Genomic DNA, 19,206 nt, shown 5'->3' with positions numbered 1-19,206 from the left:
CCCCCTCCCTCCTCCCCTCTCTCACGAAATTGGACCTCCTCCCCCTCCGCTCCGCCGCCGCCAAGGGTCGCGTCGACTCCATCCCCGCGCCCAGCCTCGTCGCCGCCGGCTTCACCCTCCTGCAGCGCTGCCCTGCGCTCGTGCGCGCGCTCGCCGGCAAGCGGTCCGGAATCCTCCTCCCCTCGTCCCCCCAGTTCCTCACCGCCCTCGCCGCGTCTGACGGCCGCGGGGCCGTGCTCATCAATCCGCTCGCCGCGCCCGCCGAGATCGCGTACCAGCTCCAAGACGCCGCCGTCGGGGCCGTGTTCACCGTCGCCGCGCTGGCCAGGCGCCTGCCCGATCACATCCCCGTCGTGCTCCTCGACGAGGCCCCCGCGCAGGCCCTCTTCACCATCTCCGGCGGCGACGAGCAGCGCATCGACCTCGGCTCCCACTTCGGCCTCGAGCTCGAGGGTGACGCCGACGCGCCCGGCCGCGACGAGGAGTGCGCCATCGTCTATACCAGTGCGATGCAGGGCACGCCCCTCGGCGCCATCCTCACCCATCGCAACCTCATCGCCAACGCCCGCGCCACCGTGCAGGCCGCCGCCAACGAGCCCAGCGACCACGTCCTCGCGCTGTTGCCGTTCTCCCATCTGTTCGGACTCACCGTCTCGCTCGTCGCACCGCTGATGGCCGGCGCGCGCGTGACCACGATGCCGCGCTTCAATCCCATCGCCGCCGTCGATCTCATCGAGCGCGAGGCCATCACCGAAGTTGTCGGCGTGCCCGCCATCTTCGCGGCGCTGCTCGCCGCCGTCGCGAGGCGTGGCGGCAAGCTCAACGCGCCCGCGCTGCGGCTCTGCATCTGCGGCGGTGCGCCCCTCGCGCCCGAGTTGCAGGAGCAGTGGGAGGCCGCCACCGGCGTCGCGCTGCGGCAGGGCTATGGTCTGACCGAGGCGTCGCCTGTCGCGCTGTTCAATAGAGTTGGCAGCGACAACGTGCTCGGCAGCCTCGGGCTGCCGTTTCCGGGCGTGCGCGTGAGTGTGCGCGATCCCGAGACCAGCGCTGAGGTGCCGCAGGGCAGCGTCGGCGAGATCTGCGTTGCAGGCGAGACCGTGTTCCGGGGATACATCGGCGAGGTGCCGGCGCCTGGGGCAACACGATTCGGGGCTACCGGCGCCAGTGGCCCCGCAGTCCCCACCGCCACCGACAGCCGCAGTCACCACTCCGACCCCACCGCTAACGTCGGACGCAACCAGCACTCAGGCCCCACCCCCCGCGACCAATCCCGCGGCCTGCGCACCCGCGACGGCTGGCTCCACAGCGGCGACCTCGGCGTGTTGCGTGAGGACGACCGCGTCGAGTTCCGCGGGGTCTGCAAGGAGATGTTCACGCGCAACGGATTCAACATCTACCCGCAGGAGATCGCGCGCGTGATCAAGGCGATGCCTGGCGTGCGCGATGCGTGGGCGTATCCGATTTATGAGCCGAGCCGCGAGAACGACATCGGCGTCGAGCTGAGCGTAGATGCCGGAAGTAAGGTCACCGTTGCCGACGTCAAAGCGTGGTGCGAGGCTAGGTTGTCGCAGTACAAGCAGCCCAGCCGCGTGACGCTGCTCAGATAGAGGTTGAGTAGTCCGCGCGGCCGAGCAACAGTGCACAACCGCGCCCGCCTCGAACTGCGCGATAACCACCTCGCGCTGTCAGCCGCTCAAGCTCCCTCGAACAGCTCGATCTGCGGCGGCTCCAACGGCAGCTTCAGCGCCGCCAGCACCGCCGGCAGCCAGCCGTCGCGGTCCGCGGGATCCAGCGCGACCACCGGCACCTCAAACGCCTGCACCAGCGAGTCGATCACCCCGTCGATCTCCAGCTGGAACTGCCGGCTCACCGCGCGCTTCCCGTCGAACGTCGGGGCCGCCATCACCGGCACCTTGAACAACGCGTCGTAGCCGCGGATCCACTCCTGCACCAGCGGATCCAGTTCAGGCCGCCGCCCCACCCGCGCCACCAGGTACGCGTAGTTATCCAGCACCGAGCGGTCGCAGACCACCACTTCGTAGAGCGACAGGGCCGCGATCTCTTCCGCCACTTGCGTGTGCAGGATCCAGGCCTGCGCGTCCAGCGTCGTCTCTTCGTTGATCGGCAGCGGGCAGCGTCGGGCTACTTCTTTGACCAGGTCCACGCCTAGGTCCAGCCGCTTCAGGTGCGCCGCCAGGTCGAAGCAGAGCGTCGTTTTCCCCACCCCGTGCGTGCCCACGAAGGCGATCTTCAGCCGGCGGCGGCCGGCCGCATCGAGCGGGAGGACAGGGCGGGAGGCGGACATCGTGCAGGGAATCTAGCCGTGCAACAAAGCGATGCGCCGCGTCCGGTAGCGATTCGCCCAACCTCGCGTGCGCTCCGTAGCGTACCGCCGCGACCGCACCCAGCCTGCCCCGGCGAACTCCGTGACCGTACCCAGCCTGCCTCGGCGAACTCCGTGACCGTACCCAGCCTGCCTCGGCGAACTCCGTGACCGTACCCAGCCTGCCTCGGCGAACTCCGTGACCGTACCCAGCCTGCCCGAGCCTGCCGCCGAGTCCGCTCCCGGCCTGCTCGACGAGCTCGCCGTCGTCCTCCGCGGCCGCCGCTACAGCGCGCGGACCATCGAGGTCTACTCTGCCTGGGTGCGCCGGTACATCAGGTACCACGGGCTCCGCCACCCAACCGAGCTCGACGCCAGCCACGTGCGGCGCTTCCTCACCTTCCTCGTCGAGGAGCGCGACGTCAGCGCCAGCACTCAGAATCAGGCTCTCTCCGCCATCCTGTTCCTGTACAACGTCGTCCTTGCCATCCCGATGGGCGCGCCCGACGGGCTCCTGCCCGCCAAGCGCAGCCATCACATCCCCACCGTCCTGAGCCGAGGCGCCATACAACTCGTGCTCGAGCAGCTCAGCGGGGCGACCTGGCTCGCCGCCAGCCTGCTTTATGGAAGCGGCCTCCGCGTCGGTGAGGCTGTCGCGCTGCGCGTCAAGGACATCGACCTCGATCGCGGCGAAGTCATCGTACGCGCTGGCAAGGGCGCCCGTGACCGTCGGACAATGCTGCCCGCCAGCCTCATCCCGCCGCTGCGCCAGCAGATCGGTGCCGTCAAGAAGCTCCGCGACCGCGACCGTGCGCGCGGCTACGGCGGAGTCGTCCTTCCCGACGCTTTCGAGCGCAAGTCCCGTGGCGCCGCCACCGCGCTAGGGTGGCAGTGGCTCTTTCCGGCGCAGCGCACCTACACCGAAGCCGAGTCCCGCATCGTGCGCCGCCATCATCTTGACGCCAGCGTCGTGCAGCGCGCCGTGACCCAGGCCGCTCGCGCCGCCGGGCTCGCCCAGCGCGTGACCTGCCACACCTTCCGGCACAGTTTTGCGACGCACCTGTTGGAGGCTGGCTACGACATACGCACTGTTCAGGAACTACTCGGCCATCGGGATGTGAGCACGACGATGATCTACACGCACGTGCTGAACAAGGGCGGATTGGGGGTTCGGAGCCCGTTGGACTTCGGCCGGACCAGTGCGAGTTCCTTGCAAGCTAATTCTGGAGAACCGCGGTGAGGTCGCGAGGGTTAAGGCTGGGGTGCGTGGGGAGTTGCGGGATTTGGGTACGGGGTGCAACGTGGGAAATAGCGCGGAGCGGATGTGTTCGTTTTGCGTATAATCCACGTTACGCGGACCTGAACCGATTCCGAGGTACTCTCATGCAATCCGTTCCGCCCAGCACACTCGAAGTCCCCCTGGGCCCGGTCGTCCTCTGGTGGGTGCTGTTCGTCGGCACGATTCTCGGCGCCGTCTGGCTCGTTCGGATCATCGTCCGTGCCGTCCGGGCGCTCGAGAAGCGATCGACCGTCGCCGAGGAGATCCTCCTCCTTTCCGCGCGGGTCGCGCAGCAGGAGCGCGAGCTGGCGGAGCTCCGCGGCCACGTCCAGCGGCTCACGGCACCGAACCGCACGACACGCGCCGAGCCGCTCGGACAGTAGATCTGCGCGCGGCAGCGTAACGCCGCTTGCTGCCGATGAACGCGGTGCGGTAGCGGGGCTGGGGCGGTCGCCTTATGGCGAGCGGGGACGGTGCGGTCTGGCGACCGCCCCACCCCCGCATTCTATTGGAGCGTTCACAGCAGAAGCACACGTTAGCCGGACCAAGATGATTCGCAGCGTGCGACTTGTTTCACTTATTCTGTGCGTCGGATGCAATGGCGCGCCGGAACGCGATGTTCCCGCTTCCGCGCAATCCGCGCCCGGGACGATCACGGCAACCACTACCCATTGCGACTCTGCGACAACGACGCTTGCTATGCGCGAGTGCGGCGCGTCAGACCTCGCATCCGCCGAACGGGAACTCGAGTTTGCCGTGGACTCCCTGCGAGCACGCGGCGCCGACCCAAGCCTAGTCGACTCCGCACAGTCTGCGTGGCGGCAGTCGCGGCGGTATGACTGCGCGTTGTCCGGCGCACCGTTCGCGGGCGGTTCACTGCAGGGAGTTGAGGTCGCGACGTGCATGGCGCGACTCACCAGGCAACGCGCCGACCAGCTCTCGCAACTGTTTCGCGCTCCGTAGGCGCGCGCCGGCTAACGCAGCTTGCTGCCGATGGCCGCGGTGCGGATGGCCGTTGTGGGGCGCCCAACTGCACGGGCATGGGACGGCCTAGCGGCCGCCCCACAACGGCCTCTTATTAGAGCGTCCACAGCAGAAGCACACGTTAGGGCGACGAGGACACTAGTGAGCTGCCCGCTAGTGCGGCAGTTGCGTGAGCGAAGACCTCACTGCGCCGTAGAAGGGCTGGTCGCGCTCGTGCGCGTCAAGCAGCACGATGGCGCGTCGAAGGTGCTCCGCTGCCGCCGTCGCATCGGATGATGCGACGAGCCGTGCGAGCGCTTGATGAAACTGCCAGAACTCCGGGTAGAGCGCCGTGCCTCGCCTCAGCACCGCGGCAGCGTGCTCCGAGTATCCGCTTGACTGGAGACGCGACGACAGTCCGTTGATCTCCGCAATTTCCCATGGCAGTACCGCTCCGCGAAACTTGAGCATTCCGTCGACAGCGCGCAGCAACTCGTCGGGGCTCGGAGGGGTGCTGGTCATGCGATAGTTCTCGTCGACCGGCGCGAGCGTATCTCTCATCGAGAACTCGAGGAAGTGTCGCGAGAGGAGCTCGGCGGTCGTGCGTATAGGTACCGCATTGTGCCGTGCAGAGGTCGCGACGACAACGTCCAGGCCGTGCGGCAGCGGAATGTACTCCGGCTGGCCGAGCATTCGCTGCAGCGCGTCGTGATGATACTTGTCCTTCACGCGCTCTTGGCCTCCGACGCTGACCATCGCGTGACGAGTCGAATCCTCGTGCAAGCGCTGTGCCACGAGCGGCATCAGTTGCTCCAACATATGCAGTGGCGTGTGCGCAACCGCCGCTTGGAACGCGTCCGGCCGCCGAGCGAGAGCGTAGAGCGCGAACGATGCCGTGAAGGAATGCCCGATGACGATTCGATGCGCCCCCGCTCGATATCGCTCCAACGCGGCAGGCAGTTCGTCCGCCAGAAACGTCAGTAGCGGAAGATCTGGGCCCTGGACGTCGCGCATCGCACTTTCGCGGACGCGGTCCGCGTGCGGCACGACTACCGTGATCAACGACGGAATCTCGTGCGTGTACTGCAGAAACCGCAGTTGATTCAGTACCGGTTCGCTAAACCACTCGTGTTGCCCGTCCAGCAACACGACCAGCGGCATTTTCACGGCTGGCGAGGAGTACCGATAGGTCGCGGGGAGGTGCACGTACACCGTACGCATTGTCCCGAATGCGCGCGAATCAACCGCGAGGGTGTCGATGCGTTGGGCCTCTGCTTGCGCAGCGGCGAGCCCGAACAGCAATCCGAGAGCGGTGTGTAGTGAACGCATCGAGAACGTGGCTCCTGTCGCAGAGACGAGCAGACGTGTACGTGAACTCTCTCCGTACGCATTTGCCGGGCGAGTGTTTCAGCCTGTGCCGGCTTGCTGAGGTCGGAAATGGCGCCGGTCGTTCTGCCCGCCGCGCCCTAACGACGCTTGCTGCCGACAAGCGCAGGTGCGGTGGCGGTTGTGGGGCCTCAGCCTCATCTTCTAGAAGGTCTGCTGAGGCCCCACAACCGCATTAAATGGGAGCGCTTGCAGCAGAAGCACACGTTATCGAGAGCAGGGCCACCTTGAGCGAATATCCAGAGAAGAGTCACGCGCTCCGTGTCGTTCGACTGGACCATCCCCCAGCCGACGCTCGCCACTGGCAGGCCGATCACGACAGCCGTGACGACCACCATGGCGAGGTCCGCGCGAACGCTCCGATGTCCATCATTCTGGATTGGCACTCGGCCGCGCTTCGTCAGACGGTGCGCGTCGGTTCCTATCGTCTCTATCCGCGCGCGCTGATCACTGCTGGATTCTGCCGCGAGTCTGGCGGAATGATGCGACTCCGATTCGTACGCGATAGCAACGGGGTCGTCAGTATCCAGGCTAACGACTCATCTCCTGCCCTTCCCGTCGGCCTCGCCGAGTTCGAATGAGCGCTGCGCCAAAGTGTGAGCACGGCTTCTGCGGCATGGTCCGAAAGGAACGCGAGCCGATGAAGCGCTGGATTGCGCGGCTTACAGTCGTGGCGGGCCCACGGCGCATTCTTGTCTGCGAGTCATGTCGCGGGCCGGTCGTCAATGCGTTTCGACAGAACGGAGTAGAAGTATCCGTTACTCCGCTGGATTCGTAGAACTTCAGCGCGCGCCTCGATAACGACGCTTGCTGCCGATGGCCGCAGCTAAGGATGGGTTGGGCGGGGTGGCCGCGATGACCTGGGCTGGTTGCGGCCACCCCGCCCAACCCTTTTTATATGAGCGTCCACAGCAGAAGCTGACGTTATGCCTACATCCTCGGACTATGTTCTACTGGACAGTCGGTGGAAGACAGATCGTCCTCACGGATGCCGAGGAGCACGAGCTGATGCACCGAGCCGGACTCAGTGCGTCGGAGCGCATCTCGTCGCTCATTGTGGTGGGCGGAAAGCCGAGCCCACTTCAGGCAACGCTTGGCAAGTTTCTCGAGGACTATGCCGCGCGCGATCCGGAGCAGTTTGAGCTAGAGTACGTTCGGCGCAGCGGAACCGGGCCCGAGCATTCCGCGGAGCTGCGCGCTCTGATCGATGCGTTTGCCGGCACGACAGGCAGACTCGAATGGGGAGCGCCCTCTCAGCAGTCATGGAGCGCGCAGCTCGGCCCAAGCATGTGGATGCGCAATCGGCCGGATGTCATTTCGCTGACCATCCTTCATCCAGTTCGCAGGTTCTTTCGGCGAAGACTGGAAGTAGTCGGTCAGATCTCATTTCCGAGTGCCGAGATCGAGCGGTTCTACGGAACCGACAGCTCTCTTTTTATTGCCACTTCTCGCCTTGTCGTGCGCGCGTCGGACGAGTTCGTGCAGGTCATCCAGACTCCGGACGACGAATCCGACGCTCCGTGGCGCGATGAGGCATAACGACGCTTGCTGCTGATGGCCGCAGGTGCGGATTGGGTTTGGCGGGGCGTCCGTGATTGGGACGGCTGGTTGCGGACGCCCCGCCAAACCCTTCTTATTGGAGCGTCCACAGCAGAAGCATACGTTATCCGGAGTGAGACCCATCAGTGAGTAACGAACATCTCGGACGGCGCGCGCTGACGACGTTGTTCGCGCTGAACGGCACGATGTTCGTCGTCGAGCTCCTCAGCGGCTGGCGCGCGGAGTCCATGGGACTCATCGCGGACGGCCTCGATATGGGCGCCGACGCCGCTGTCTATCTCCTCGCCCTGCTCGCCATCGGCGCGGCCGAGTCCCGCAAGCTCAGGGCCGCGCGCTTTGCCGGCCGGGTGCAGCTCGCGCTCGCCGTCGTCGCGATGCTGGAACTGGCGCGTCGTGCCGTCATGGGGAGCGCGCCAGAACCGCCAACCATGGTCGCGGTGTCCCTCGCCGCGCTCGCCGTCAACGTCTGGTGCCTCGTCCTCCTGCGCCGCCATCGGCACGGCGAGGTCCATCTCCAGGCGGCGTGGATCTTCTCCGCCACCGATGTGCAGGCGAATCTCGGTGTGCTCCTGGCCGGGGCACTCGTCGCCCTGACACGCTCGGCGATTCCCGACCTCGTCATCGGACTCGTGGTCTGCTGGCTCGTCCTCCGCGGGGCGATCCGCATCGGGCGCCGCGTGCGCGCCGCCGAGCTGGCCGCCGACGCCGCGACATCCGTGCGACCCGGATAACGACGCTTGCTGCCGACAGCCGCAGCGAAGGATGCAGTTGTGGGGCAGCCGCGTTATTGTACGTGGGACAGCCTGCGGCTGCCCCACAACTGCTTTTTGTGGAAGCGGCTGCAGCAGAAGCAGACGTTATAGCGACCGAGCACGCATGGATGCATTCAGCGAGGACAATACAAGACGCCTTGTCGCGTTCCGTCGCGCTGCCGCGCGCGTTCACGACGTTCTCGACCGCCATCGCGGTCAGCGATTCAGCTTCAGCATCGGTCCGCCCGGTCCGGGACGAGAAGAGTTTGAGGGGCTTCCCGAAGACACGTTCGTTCGCCTCATCACTGATGTCCGCCTCGTGTACCTCGCCAAGCAAGAGGCGTACTTCCCGCGAGTCTTCAACGTCGTCCGCGCCCGGCTCGACCCATCGCTTCACGAGCACCTCGACATAGTCAAAACGAACTGGGAGCTCGCTCAGGGTCGCGGCGTTCACTTTTACTCAAACGGCATCAGCATGTCTACGCGCGAGGCGTTCGAGGCCTACATGCATGGCGAGCTGTTTCACCAGGACCCGAAGCACCTCAAACGCGCAGAGTTAGTTCGTCGCTTTGGATACTCGAGCCTGTTTGAGCTTCAAATGATGACTTGGGCGCTGGCGCAAACGATCATTCAGTTGGATGGTTTCCTTGCATACATCTTGTCCGAGGAACCTCTTCCCCTAGGTCCCGACATTGCCGGGTGGCTTCGCGCCCGCGCGCTATAACGACGCTTGCTGCCGACAAGCGCGGGTGCGGTAGCGGTTGTGGGGCCTCAGCCTCATTTTAAGACAAGGTCTGCTGAGGCCCCACAACCGCATTTTTCTGTGAAGCGGCGGCCCGCGTCAAGCCCCAGGTGCGTTGACGCTGTTGCAGTTCTCCGTTGTGCCTGCGCTGCTCGAGGTGCTGCTCATCCTTCTGTTCGCGCTCGCTCGTGAGGCCCGAGGCCTCGGCGCATTGGGGTCTGCGAAGGAATGGTGGCGCCAACTATGGGGCGGCTCTCACCTGCGGCCATAAAATGCGTCGCGCTCACCACTCCCGATTCAGTCATCTCGATCCCACGCAGGTCCTGCCCTTACCCAGCGATCATGCGGCGGACGCCGGCACGGGCTGCGGCGTCCGCAGGTGGCCCGCGTCGTACGCCCGCTGGTCCCGCCACATCGCATAGAGGATGCCCGCGAGCCGCCGCGCCAGCGCGACCGCCGCGATCTTCGTGCCGCGGCGATGCAGGATGCGCTGCGCCCACGCCCGCAACACCGCGGTGTCGCTTGACTTGGAGCGGAGGATGCGCCACGCCGCCTCGACCAGGAGATAGCGCGCGCGCCGGTTGCCCGCCTTCGTGATGTGGCCGAGTCGCCGCTTCTCGCCCGAGCTCCGCTCCCCGGGCACCAACCCGAGGAAGGCCTCGAACTGGTGCGCCGACGGGAACCGGCCGATGTCATCCGCGATCGCGACGATGCCGCTGGACGTCACCGGCCCGACGGCGGGGGCCGTCTGCAGCAGCGCGACGATCGGGTCCGTCCGCCCGAGCGCCGCGATGCGCGCGTCGGCGGCCGCGATCTGCACGTTCAGCGGGGCGAGCACCGCGATCAAGGGCGCCAGCTCGGCCGCCAGCACCGGCGAGAGCGGGAGCGCGGTGAGTCGTTCGACAAACCACGCGGCCGTGCTGTTCGGCACGCGCAGGCCGTCGCGGCGCACGAGGGCCTTGGCGAGCGCGATGCATCGCGTGCGTGTGCGGACCAAGGCCTCGCGCACCGCCAACTCGGCGCGCACATGCCGCCGCGCCGCCGAGACGCGGTGCGCCGGACGATAGGCGCCGAGCCGGAGCGCGTCAGCCAGGGTCCGCGCATCGCGCTTGTCCGTCTTCACCCGCCGGCTGCGCGTGGCGTACATCGGCGCGAAGTTCGGGTCGGCGACGACCACCTCGTGGCCCAGCGCCTCCAGGTGACACGCGACCCACTCGCTCTCGGTCGACGCCTCGACGAGGATCCGCGCGGGCGGACGCGCGCCCAGCACCGCGGTGAAGCGGTCACGGCTCGTGACGATGCGTCGTTCGGTGACGCCGCCCTGCCCGTCGAGGATGCAGAGCTGGCTCTCGCGCTTGTGGAGATCGATGCCTATCATATCCATGGCGGCTGGCCTCCGCAGTGTGCCCCGTCGCGAGACGGTGAGCACGGTAGATGGTATGGGGCAGAACCTTGCACCCGTGGATGGGCGGAGGTCCAGCCGCCGCTTCATACCAACTATGGGAGCGCTTGCAGCAGAAGCACACGTTATGGCGAGCAGGGAGAGACTCGTGCGACTCAAAGTTCTACTGCTTCTTGCTCTCGCGTCCGCGACCGCCTGCCGGGCTCAGACGCGGATCGCGATAGACTCGCCGCTAACCGGGTCCTTCAAGAACGGCGACGACGCAGGCTGCGCGTTGCAATCGCAGGCCGTGAGTCGCGACAGTGTCCGATTGCAGCTGGGCTGTGTGACGGGGCCGCCGGCCTACAACCTCGGCTTCGTTGACGCTCGCCTCCGCGTAGTCGACGGGCTCGCCGTCTATGTGGCGGCCGAGAACGGTGGGACCTGCCGCATTGAGTTTCGCTTCCGCGGTGCCTCGGTGGAGATCAGCCAGCGCGAAGAGCGGGCGGGGTGCGGCTTCGGCGCGCGAGTATCAGCTACCGGCGTGGTCGAACGATTCAGTTCCAGTCCGCCACCTTTCGACCTAGCCCCTTGGGGTCGGGACGCGCCGCCATAACGACGCTTGCTGCTGATGAACGCGGTGCGGATGCAGTTGTGGGGCGGCCGCCCTGTAGAGAATGGGACGGCCTAGCGGCCGCCCCACAACTGCTTCTTATTGAAGCGTTCACAGCAGAAGCTGACGTTATGCGGCAGGGTCCGAGTCCACGAAGCTTCCGAGGCGTCGCGGCGAAACGCCGGCTCGCCGTGCGCGCCCCCCAACACACTTTAGGTGGTCCGTGCGGAAGGATCTACGCGCGGCGGGGGCGACCGGATCCCAACGCGGAGCGCAGGGCGCCGAATCGCGGCGCTACCGAATACCTCCGCATAACGCGGCTTGCTGCCGACAGGTGCCCTTGGTAGCGCGGGCTACGCCCGCGCGGTTTATTGGAGCACCTGCAGCAGAAGCGTACGTTAGGCTGACCACGACACATGAGCCCATCCGACGTTCTTTCCGACGACGTTCTTCGCACGCTCGCGATGCGCGCGCCAGCCGCGGATCACTTCGGCACTGGCTCCGTGATTCAAGCTCATGTGCGGATCGAGTCGATGCTCATCGAGCTATTGCGCCGCGAACTGCCGCAACCCGAAGCACTTGATCTCGAACGCATTTCGTTCGCACAAGCTTCCCGCCTCTGCGTCGCTACAGGAGTGCTGCGAACCGAGCTTCTCGGGCCACTCCTGTGTCTCAACAAGATCCGCAACCAACTCGCGCACAAGCTTCACGCGGGACCGTCCGCCGCGCACGTTTCTGAATTGACTCTAGCCCTTCGGTCTGGTCCGAGGATTGCACCTCAAGAGATTGACGCGTCGGTCCCGGCTGTCGCGCTCTCGAAGCTCATCGGATACATCATCGGCCTTATCGTGGGCGAGTATCGGGTCAAACAGCTGGTTCGCGCCGATCCGAGCATTCTCCACGATAGACGGCGCCTCTCAGACGCAATCCTTGCGCTACGAGACGAGTGGTTTGCGCCCGATGCAGCCTAACGACGCTTGCTGCCGACGAGGGCAGATAGTGTAGCGGTTGTGGGGCCTCGGCTCCATCTTCTTGAAAGGTTCGCCGAGGCCCCACAACCGCATCTTTCTGTGAAGCGGCGGCCCGCGTCAAGCCCCAGGTGCGTTGACGCTGTTGCACGACTCAGTTGTGCCTGCGCGGCTCGAGGTGCTGCTCATCCTTCTGTTCGCGCTCGCTGGTGAGGCCCGAGGCCTCGGCGCATTGGGGTCTGCGAAGGAATGGTGGCGCCAACTATGGGTCGGCTCTCACCTGCGGCCATAAAATGCGTCGCGCTCACCACTCCCGATTCAGTCATCCCGATCCCACGCAGGTCCTACCGTCACTGCTCGATCACGCGGCGGACGCCGGCACGGGCTGCGGCATCCGCAGGTGGCCCGCGTCGTACGCCCGCTGGTCCCGCCACATCGCATAGAGGATGCCCGCGAGCCGCCGCGCCAGCGCGACCGCCGCGATCTTCTTGCCGCGGCGATGCAGGATGCGCTGCGCCCACGCGCGGAGCACCGCCGTGTCGGCCGACTTGGAGCGGAGGATGCGCCACGCCGCCTCGACCAGGAGATAGCGCGCGCGCCGGTTGCCCGCCTTCGTGATGTGGCCGAGCCGCCGCTTCTCGCCCGAGCTCCGCTCCCCGGGCACCAACCCGAGGAACGCCTCGAACTGGTGCGCCGACGGGAACCGGCCGATGTCATCCGCGATCGCGACGATGCCGCTCGATGTCACCGGCCCGATGGAGGGAGCCGTCTGCAGGAGCGCCACGATTGGGTCCGTCCGCCCGAGCGCCGCAATGCGGGCGTCGGCGGCCGCGATCTGCACGGTCAGCGGCCCGAGCACCGCGACCAGCGGCGCGAGCTCGGCCTCGAGCGTCGGCGCGAGCGGGAGCGCGGTGAGTCGTTCGACAAACCACGCGGCCGTGCTGTTCGGTACGCGCAGGCCGTCGCGGCGCACGAGCGCCTTCGCCAGGGCGATGCACCGCGTGCGCGTGCGGACGAGAGCCTCGCGCACGGCGAGCTCGGCGCGGATGTGGCGCCGGGCCGCCGAGACCCGATGCGCCGGGCGATAGGCCCCGAGCCGGAGAGCGTCGGCCAGGGTGCGCGCATCGCGCTTGTCCGTCTTCACCCGGCGGCTGCGCGTGGCATACATCGGCGCGAAGTTCGGGTCGGCGACGACCACCGCGTGCCCGAGTGCCTCCAGGTGGCACGCGACCCACTCGCTCTCGGTCGAGGCTTCGACGAGGATCCGGGCGGGCGGACGCGATCCCAGCACCGCCGTGAAGCGGTCGCGGCTCGTGACGATGCGCCGTTCGGTCGCGTGCCCGTCCGCATCGAGGATGCAGAGCTGGCTCTCGCGCTTGTGGAGATCGATGCCTATCATATCCATGGCGACTGGCCTCCGCTGTGTGCCCCGTCGTGAGACGGTGAGCACGGTAGATGGTATCTGGGGCAGAACCTTGCACCCGCGAATCAGCGGAGGTCCAGCCGCCGCTTCATACCAACTATGGGAGCCCTCGCAGCAGAAGCACACGTTAGCCGGACCCGAGTAGCCCCTTGCGATTCATACACGCCGTCGCAGGCATCATCTACGTATGGGGCCTTCTCTGGTGGTCTCAGCAAGTTGCTGACCACTGCTACTCCGGTGCTTGTGTACACGGCTGGTACGGTAAGTACAACCACGGCTGGAAGCTCGGATACATGCTCTGGCTGGTACTCACGCCTTGGCTGTACTACCGACTTTGCATGTTCGTTTCGCGGTTCCTTCCCGCACGTTCTGAGTCCTACCACGCTCCACAGCGAGGCGCTGTCGCATCCGCGCCGTCTTCAGCGTCGAGCAGCTCGAATGCGGCCCCACTTGGCACCGAGCCCAACGGGCGCGCATCCGAACGACGCCGCTGGCGCACGAGTCGACCGGTTGAACCTGACGCACCCAAGTGTGAATCGGCCCGGGATTCCCGGAGACTCGGTTAGTTGAGTCCCACGGCCGCGGATGCGGCGTGGGCGTGATAATACTGCGCTTCGTACTCCGCCGGGGGGATGTCCCCGAGCGGCTGCATCAGGCGCTGGCTGTTGTACCAGTCCACCCACTCGAGCGTCGCGTACTCCACGTCCTCCAGGCCCTTCCACGGTCCGAGATGATGGATGACCTCCGCCTTGTACAGCGCGTTGATCGACTCGGCGAGCGCATTGTCGTAGGCGTCACCGCGGCTGCCGACGGAGGATTCGATGCCGGCCTCGAGCAGCCGGTCCGTGTAGCGGATGGCCAGGTACTGCGACCCGCGGTCACTGTGATGCACGAGCGGGCCGTCGAGCGCGCGGTCGTAGAGTGCCTGCTCCAGCGCGTCGAGCGCGAGGTCCGTCCGCAGGGTCGTCGTCGCGCGCCAGCCGACGATGCGGCGCGAGTACGCATCGGTCACGAACGCGACGTACACGAAGCCGCGCCACGTCGGCACGTACGTCAGGTCGGAGACCCAGAGCGCGTTCGGGCGCGTCGCCGTGAAGTTCCGCTGCACGAGATCCTGCGGCCGGTGCGCCGCCGGCTCGGGCACGGTCGTCGTCGCCCGGCGCCCGCGCACCACCCCGCGCAGGCCCATCGCCTTGAAGACGCGCGCCACCGTGCAGCGCGCCACCACGCGGCCCTCCCGGCGGAGCTGCTTCCAGGCCTTGCGCGCCCCGTAGCGCCCGCGCGTCGCCGCCCACACGCGCTGGAGCGCCGGCCGGAGCGCCGCATCCGCGCGGCTGCGGGCCGGCAGGCGCGACGGGTCGCGCGCGCGCGCCTTCGCCTCGTAGTAGGTCGACGGAGCGATCGGCAGCACTGCGCAGATCGGCTCGACTCCGTACGCCGCGCGGTGCGCGTCGATGAAGGCCACCATCAGTTGGGTCGGCGGTCGAGCTCCGCCAAGGCGAAATACGCCGACGCCTTCTTCAGGATCTCATTGGCGCGCTTCAGCTCGCGGTTCTCGCGCTCGAGCTCCTTGAGGCGCGCGAGGTCGTCCGTGGTCGGGCCGGGTCGCACGCCCGTGTTCCGCTCGTGCTCGCGGACCCAGTTCCGGAGGGTCTCCTGGTGACAGCCGACCTTCTCGGCGATCGAGCGGATCGCGGCCCACTGGGAGCCGTGCTGCGGGGCCTGGTCCAGCACCATCCGGATGGCGCGTTCGCGGAACTCAGGCGAAAATGGGGAACGTCTGGGCATGGCTCCAACCTCTCACGATGTGGAGCCTCCGGCAAACCCGGGCCGATTCACATGCGAATGGCAACGAGTTCTCGTCTCGTACTCAGCTTACTGCTCGTAGGCGGACTCGCGTGTCGGGTGCCGCTCGGACAGGCTGTCGCTGCGGGCCCCGCCATCGTGGTCGAAGGGCGGGTGCTCGTGGAGGCCACCGGAGCGCCGGTGATGGGCGCACGCGTCACTCTCGACGCTAACGAGCGCCGAAGCGTCATGACGGATCGCGACGGTCGATACCGATTCCCCGATGTCTCGCGCACTGATCAGACTCTCAGCGTTCGGGCAATCGGCTACATCCCCGAGCGCCGAGAGATTCGGCCCTCCTGCACAGTCGCGGTATCCGATGAGCGCGGCCGCGTGGTCACACCCGCTCGTTGCACACCGTCGCCGGAGCAACTCGACTTCCGTTTGCGGCCTGAGACGGTTTACTAGGTGCGCTTCGTCTGGCGGCAACATAACGACGCTTGCTGCCGATGAACGCGGTGCGGATGGCCGTTGTGGGGCGGCCGGTTGTTGAAGCATGGGACGGCCTAGCGGCCGCCCCACAACGGCCTCTTATTGAAGCGTTCACAGCAGAAGCAAACGTTATGCGGACGGATACAGCGAGGAGCGATTGCAAGCTATACCTGCGGCACTTGACCTCAGCGCCTACGTCGGCTCGATGCTGCAGGAGGTGGGCATCGCCAGTTTCGTCGTGCACTTTCGCTTCGATGGACCGCACTTCACCGGCATTGGCGTCGACGGACGCTGGGAACTGCGAGACGCGTCAGGTGCCATCTCAAACTATTCCGCTGACGGAACGCCCCATCCTGCGCGCCAGGGCTTCGACGCGCTCGACGCTACGGTCGTGCGCGCCACAGTCGCGTCGCCCACGTCCATTCGCCTCGAGTTCGATTCAGGTCATGCATTGACGCTCTTCTCCGAACAGCCAGGATGCGAGAGCATCCACTTGTATCCGCTCGACCTGCACTTCTAGCGCCTCCGGCAGCGGGCGACACGCCGCCTAACGCCGCTTGCTGCCGACAAGCGCAGGGGCGGTAGCGGTTGTGGGGCCTCAGCTTCATCTTGAACCACGGTCTGCTGAGGCCCCACAACCGCGTTTTATGGGAGCGCTTGCAGCAGAAGCACACGTTATGCGGCAGGGTCCGAGTCCGCGGAGCTTCCGAGGCGTCGCGACGAAACGCCGGCTCGCCGTGCGCACCCCCGAACACACTTGAGGTGGTCCGTCCGGAAGGTTCCGCGCGCGGCGTGGGCGACCGGACCCCAACGCGCAGCGCAGGGCGCCGAATCGCGGCGCTTCCGAACACCTCCGCATAACGCGGCTTGCTGCCGACAGGTGCACTTGGTAGCGCGGGCTACGCCCGCGCGTTTTATTGGAGCACCTGCAGCAGAAGCGTACGTTATGCGGCAGGGTCCGAGTCCACGAAGCTTCCGAAGCGTCGCGACGAAACGCCGGCTCGCCGTGCGCGCCCCCCAACACACTTTAGGTGGTCCGTGCGGAAGGTTCCGCGCGCGGCGTGGGCGACCGGACCCCAACGCGCAGCGCAGGGCGCCGAATCGCGGCGCTTCCGAACACCTCCGCATAACGCGGCTTGCTGCCGACAGGTGCCCTTGGTAGCGCGGGCTACGCCCGCGCGTTTTATTGGAGCACCTGCAGCAGAAGCACACGTTATGCGGCAGGGTCCGAGTCCACGAAGCTTCCGAGGCGTCGCCACGAAACGCTGGCTTCCCGTGCGCGCCCCCCACGGCACCTCAGGTGGTCCGTACGGAAGGATCCGCGCGCGGCGTCGGCGACCGGATCCCAATGCGTAGCGCAGGGCGCCGAATCGCGGTGCAGCCGAGAACCTCCGCATAACGCGGCTTGCTGCCGACAGGTGCACTTGGTAGCGCGGGCTACGCCCGCGCGTTTTATTGGAGCACCTGCAGCAGAAGCGTACGTTATGCGGCAGGGTCCGAGTCCGCGGAGCTTCCGAGGCGTCGCGGCGAAACGCCGGCTCGCCGTGCGCGCCCCCCAACGCACTTTAGGTGGTCCGTGCGGAAGATTCCGCGCGCGGCGTGTGCGACCGGACCCGAACGCGGAGCGCAGGGCGCCGAATCGCGGCGCTGCCGAATACCTCCGCATAACGCGGCTTGCTGCCGACAGGTGCCCTTGGTAGCGCGGGCTACGCCCGCGCGGTTTATTGGAGCACCTGCAGCAGAAGCGTACGTTATACGGACTGGCTCCGCTCTCGCCGTCAATCGCCACAGCGTTCAGAGCAACACTTGACATCGGACCCCGCTCTCTTGTTCGCAGAGTGCCAACGCTTGCTCTCGATTGGCGAGAGCCGTTCGGCCGTGCGCCTCGCCAGACAGACTTCACGACTCGTTGAGGACCCGTTCTCAGCAGCGATGAGCCTAGGCGGCATTCTGATAGATGCAGGTGCACAGCTTGGCAATAGGCGGCTTGTGGCGGAGGGGCGCGCGCTGATCGAGTCAGTAGGCGACGATGTACCGAGCGAGTATCGTGCCGCGTATCACTACAACCTCGGAAACGGTTATGCGGAAACTGCCCGGTTCGAGCGCGGGAGAGGTCCGTGGCGGCGCATAGCCAACTCACGCGCTATCAGCGAACTTGACGAGAGCCTTCGCTCCAAGGAATCGCCGGATACTCGCACCAATCTTGCCACTTCGTTCCGACTTCAGTGGCGCCTGTTCGAGGCCCTCGACGAGTACGAAACAGTACTCCTTCAGGTCCCGAATCATCACCAGTCGGTCGCGATGCGCGCTGGCTGCCTCGTGCAGCTTAGCCACTGGCTTCCGCAGCACGCTGCACTTCTTCTCGCTGCATACCAGGACTACGACCGCGCAGTTGAGCTAGCGGGTGCGGACATTGTCTTTGCGGACAGCTATCGCAAGCACCGAGATGCTCTAGCTAGACATGTCAGGCACTTTCCGTTGGAGACTGTCACGCCCTCTGACTACCAGAAGTGGATCTGGAGTTCGCGCTTGGCATTGAATCCGTGTCCACTCTGTCGCGTTGACACGCCCGCCGTGTTCGACCTTTTTCCGCTTCAAGGCCACTTCTCAGCTCCAAGGCGCAGCGTGCCAGTCGACCTCGTGCTCGATATGGTCAACCGCCTTTGCCAAGGCTATGCAACTGCACGCTGGCACTTGTACGCGGCAGTGTCAAAGCATGCCGTGCGCGAGAGCGAGCATCAGGTGTATGTGCCAACCGGATCTGGAGCTGAGTTTGGCCTCTCGAGCGGACTTCTGATGTCTGCTTGCACAGCTTTCTTCTCGCTCCTCAACAACGTCGCGTACGCAGTAAATGTCTACTTCCGTTTGGGGCTCGCGCCTCAGGCCGTGACACTCGAATCCATTTGGCACAGAAAGGACGGTGCGCGGAGCTTGCCGAGCACCGAGTCAGATATGCGACGCCGGCTCTATCGGACCGACAACCACGGGCTCACTGCATTATTTGAGCTGACACGGTCTCTTGAGAGGGGAAAGGGACGCTACTCCCATTTGAGAGAGCTCAGGCACGGCATTGAGCATCGCCTCGTGCTTTCGCATTCGTCGGTGCCCGGAGCGAAAAGTGAGTTAACGCTTGTCGACCGCTCGACTCTGGAGGAATCCGCGTTCGCACTTGGCCGCGTAGCCAAGGCCGCCGTGTGGTACTTTTCCGCTGCAGTCTTGCACGAAGAGCGTAGGCGCGCGCGGCGCGCTGCACTTGCGGGAGAGCAGATTCGGCACGGAACGTCGCCCTCGGTTCGGCGCGCCTAGCGCCGTATAACGAAGCTTGCTGCCGACAAGCGCGGGTGCGGTAGCGGTTGTGGGGCCACTGCTTCACCTTACGGAAGGACTGCACTGGCCCCACAACCGCATTTTTCTGTGAAGCGGCGGCCCGCGTCAAGCCCCAGGTGCGTTGACGCTGTTGCAGTTCTCCGTTGTGCCTGCGCTGCTCGAGGTGCTGCTCATCCTTCTGTTCGCGCTCGCTCGTGAGGCCCGAGGCCTCG

General features: G+C 66.1%; 17 protein-coding genes and 1 other annotated feature. Of the genes, 12 read left to right on the top strand and 5 right to left on the bottom strand.

Annotated elements, in window-relative coordinates:
• Positions 1 to 29 precede the first annotated feature (29 nt).
• On the top strand, positions 30 to 1,607 hold the full coding sequence (locus KF689_03545) for an AMP-binding protein (GenBank protein ID MBX3132452.1): 1,578 nt from the start codon (positions 30 to 32) through the stop codon (positions 1,605 to 1,607).
• A gap of 86 nt (positions 1,608 to 1,693) precedes the next feature.
• On the opposite strand, the gene KF689_03540 is transcribed toward KF689_03545, so the two are convergent.
• A complete protein-coding gene (locus KF689_03540) occupies positions 1,694 to 2,305 on the bottom strand; it encodes an ATP-binding protein (protein ID MBX3132451.1) in 612 nt (203 codons plus the stop codon).
• Between the two features lie 265 nt (positions 2,306 to 2,570).
• Between KF689_03540 and KF689_03535 the strand changes: the two genes are divergently transcribed.
• From KF689_03535 to KF689_03525, 3 genes are all read left to right on the top strand, one after another.
• Complete coding sequence (locus tag KF689_03535) at positions 2,571 to 3,563, top strand: integron integrase (GenBank protein ID MBX3132450.1); 993 nt, start codon at positions 2,571 to 2,573, stop codon at positions 3,561 to 3,563.
• A gap of 143 nt (positions 3,564 to 3,706) precedes the next feature.
• The gene (locus tag KF689_03530) at positions 3,707 to 3,985 is read left to right on the top strand and encodes a hypothetical protein (protein MBX3132449.1); all 279 of its coding nucleotides are present in this window, start codon (positions 3,707 to 3,709) and stop codon (positions 3,983 to 3,985) included.
• 166 nt (positions 3,986 to 4,151) lie between these two features.
• Complete coding sequence (locus KF689_03525; protein ID MBX3132448.1) at positions 4,152 to 4,565, top strand: DUF1311 domain-containing protein; 414 nt, start codon at positions 4,152 to 4,154, stop codon at positions 4,563 to 4,565.
• A gap of 174 nt (positions 4,566 to 4,739) precedes the next feature.
• Here KF689_03525 and KF689_03520 read toward each other — a convergent pair whose 3' ends face one another.
• Positions 4,740 to 5,894: a hypothetical protein gene (locus tag KF689_03520; GenBank protein MBX3132447.1), complete on the bottom strand. Its 1,155-nt coding sequence runs from the start codon at positions 5,892 to 5,894 to the stop codon at positions 4,740 to 4,742.
• Positions 5,895 to 6,313: 419 nt separating this feature from the next.
• Between KF689_03520 and KF689_03515 the strand changes: the two genes are divergently transcribed.
• From KF689_03515 to KF689_03500, 4 genes are all read left to right on the top strand, one after another.
• On the top strand, positions 6,314 to 6,532 hold the full coding sequence (locus KF689_03515) for a hypothetical protein (protein ID MBX3132446.1): 219 nt from the start codon (positions 6,314 to 6,316) through the stop codon (positions 6,530 to 6,532).
• Positions 6,533 to 6,896: 364 nt separating this feature from the next.
• Positions 6,897 to 7,490, top strand: coding sequence for a hypothetical protein (locus KF689_03510; protein ID MBX3132445.1), 594 nt, complete (start codon positions 6,897 to 6,899; stop codon positions 7,488 to 7,490).
• 146 nt (positions 7,491 to 7,636) lie between these two features.
• Positions 7,637 to 8,242, top strand: a complete 606-nt coding sequence (locus KF689_03505; protein MBX3132444.1) for a cation transporter — start codon at positions 7,637 to 7,639, stop codon at positions 8,240 to 8,242.
• 145 nt (positions 8,243 to 8,387) lie between these two features.
• Entirely contained in the window at positions 8,388 to 8,987 is a 600-nt protein-coding gene (locus KF689_03500) for a hypothetical protein (protein ID MBX3132443.1), read from the top strand.
• A gap of 358 nt (positions 8,988 to 9,345) precedes the next feature.
• On the opposite strand, the gene KF689_03495 is transcribed toward KF689_03500, so the two are convergent.
• Positions 9,346 to 10,383 carry an IS110 family transposase gene (locus tag KF689_03495; protein ID MBX3132442.1) on the bottom strand — a complete coding sequence of 346 codons (1,038 nt, stop codon included), beginning with the start codon at positions 10,381 to 10,383 and terminating at the stop codon, positions 9,346 to 9,348.
• A gap of 1,032 nt (positions 10,384 to 11,415) precedes the next feature.
• On the opposite strand from KF689_03495, the gene KF689_03490 reads away from it, so the two are divergent.
• Positions 11,416 to 11,970 (top strand): hypothetical protein, encoded by a 555-nt coding sequence (locus KF689_03490; protein MBX3132441.1) that lies wholly within the window; start codon positions 11,416 to 11,418, stop codon positions 11,968 to 11,970.
• A gap of 358 nt (positions 11,971 to 12,328) precedes the next feature.
• Here the strand turns inward: KF689_03490 and KF689_03485 are convergent, their stop codons facing one another.
• Both KF689_03485 and KF689_03480 read right to left on the bottom strand, forming a co-directional pair.
• Positions 12,329 to 13,366 carry an IS110 family transposase gene (locus KF689_03485; GenBank protein MBX3132440.1) on the bottom strand — a complete coding sequence of 346 codons (1,038 nt, stop codon included), beginning with the start codon at positions 13,364 to 13,366 and terminating at the stop codon, positions 12,329 to 12,331.
• A 586-nt stretch (positions 13,367 to 13,952) separates the two neighbouring features.
• A protein-coding gene (locus tag KF689_03480) for an IS3 family transposase (protein MBX3132439.1) occupies positions 13,953 to 15,178 on the bottom strand; the annotation gives its coding sequence in 2 pieces (ribosomal slippage) (positions 13,953 to 14,887 and positions 14,887 to 15,178; 1,227 coding nt in all).
• Positions 14,784 to 14,900, bottom strand: a sequence feature (AL1L pseudoknot). Its footprint overlaps the gene before it by 117 nt.
• A gap of 117 nt (positions 15,179 to 15,295) precedes the next feature.
• Here KF689_03480 and KF689_03475 point away from each other — a divergent pair.
• The 3 genes from KF689_03475 (at position 15,296) to KF689_03465 (ending at position 18,973) form a co-directional block, all read left to right on the top strand.
• Entirely contained in the window at positions 15,296 to 15,643 is a 348-nt protein-coding gene (locus KF689_03475; protein ID MBX3132438.1) for a carboxypeptidase regulatory-like domain-containing protein, read from the top strand.
• A gap of 181 nt (positions 15,644 to 15,824) precedes the next feature.
• Positions 15,825 to 16,187: a hypothetical protein gene (locus KF689_03470; protein ID MBX3132437.1), complete on the top strand. Its 363-nt coding sequence runs from the start codon at positions 15,825 to 15,827 to the stop codon at positions 16,185 to 16,187.
• Between the two features lie 1,328 nt (positions 16,188 to 17,515).
• On the top strand, positions 17,516 to 18,973 hold the full coding sequence (locus KF689_03465) for a hypothetical protein (GenBank protein ID MBX3132436.1): 1,458 nt from the start codon (positions 17,516 to 17,518) through the stop codon (positions 18,971 to 18,973).
• Positions 18,974 to 19,206: the final 233 nt, after the last annotated feature.

It is taken from the genome of Gemmatimonadaceae bacterium (genome assembly GCA_019637355.1).
GTDB lineage: Bacteria > Gemmatimonadota > Gemmatimonadetes > Gemmatimonadales > Gemmatimonadaceae > Pseudogemmatithrix.
Note: the sequence above shows the minus strand (reverse complement) of the source record. Positions and strands in the feature narration are given on the sequence as shown.